Here is a 1,246-nt window from a genome sequence, read left to right as displayed (position 1 = left end):
TATCTAGTCAGTGCTTGACAATGAGCTGAGGCATGATAGGGTCATTCCAAGGCTGGCCTCTGCCAGCTTCCCAGACTTTCAGTCATGCCGAAGGAGGCTCGTTGTCAAGCACTGACGAGTCCTTCCTCTTGTCTTGCTTTTTTGAAGGCTTTAGTAAAGGCTTCATGAGGTGTTTGATAACCTAATATTTTCCTAGGATAATCATTCATCCATTGTTGAATTCTCAAACAATCCCTTTGAGTTAAGTCACTCATAGAGTTACCTTTTGGAATGAAACGACGAATGAATTTATGTTGATTCTCACTCGTTCCTCTCTCCCAAGAGGCATAGGGATGCGTAAAGTAGACATCTAATACCTCAGATAACCCTTCGTGGAGTCCTGAAAATTCTGAACCGTTATCTGATGTGATACTCTTAAAGATAGACTCAAACTGATCACCTGCTCGTTCTTTCAAATTCGTCACTGCTTTATCGACTGACTCAGCATCTTTTCCGTCAATTTTTAGAATGACTTCAAAGCGTGTTTGTCTTTCAACAAGCGTGAGTAATACCGGCTCGGATTTTGTCTTATTCCCTATAACGGTGTCGATTTCCCAATGACCAAATGTTTCTCGAGTATCAATTGATTGAGGGCGTTCTTCAATGGAGGTTCCAAGCACTCGCTTATTACGACGAACTTTTTGACTAGGGTTCTTAATCTTACGAGAAAGTTTCTCTAATAAATCGATATTTTTAGTTCGCATAATACCACTATCAATCCAGTGGTATAAAGTAGTGGTACAAGGAATTAGTTCGTTTGCGAATAAGTTGTAACGATTCGCAAAACCAACCACCGTATCGGGTGACCATCCATCTTCTAACATCTTTTGATCAGCCCAATCTATAAAGTCAGTGGAATCAACCCATTTAGGACGTCTACCTGAATTTTTACGTAAGTCTTCATAGCGTGATTGAGCAAGTTTTGGGTCGTAAATCTGGTAGGTATAAGTATAAACTTTACCCCCTTGTTTTTGACGACGGATTTGACGAATTGTCCCACGTTTTATTTCATTGTTGATTGTTTGTGGGGCACGTTCAATGGATTTAGCAATGTGACGATTTGAATAGTTTTCATGTACCAAAATTGAAATTTGACACCGTTCTTCATAGGTGAGATGTTTGCCTTTATGTGATGATGTGCTAGAATTAGTATGCGTCATGTGATTTCATCCTTATCTATTGAGAGTGTGGTAACTTCAATAATAAC

General features: G+C 39.5%; 1 protein-coding gene. It reads right to left on the bottom strand.

Annotated features, from left to right (window positions below; genetic code table 11):
* Window positions 1-104: 104 nt before the first annotated feature.
* Complete coding sequence (locus tag ACFO5Y_RS11760) at window positions 105-1,199, bottom strand: IS30 family transposase (RefSeq protein ID WP_197105382.1); 1,095 nt, start codon at window positions 1,197-1,199, stop codon at window positions 105-107.
* Between the last annotated feature and the right edge of the window lie 47 nt (window positions 1,200-1,246).

Source organism: Ruoffia tabacinasalis (assembly GCF_042652985.1).
Lineage (GTDB): Bacteria > Bacillota > Bacilli > Lactobacillales > Aerococcaceae > Ruoffia > Ruoffia tabacinasalis.
Note: the sequence above shows the minus strand (reverse complement) of the source record. Positions and strands in the feature narration are given on the sequence as shown.

Bases quoted from the DNA above. Each gene is read 5' to 3' on its own strand.
- ACFO5Y_RS11760 (WP_197105382.1), bottom strand. From the start codon at position 1,199: ATGACGCATACTAATTCTAGCACATCATCACATAAAGGCAAACATCTC.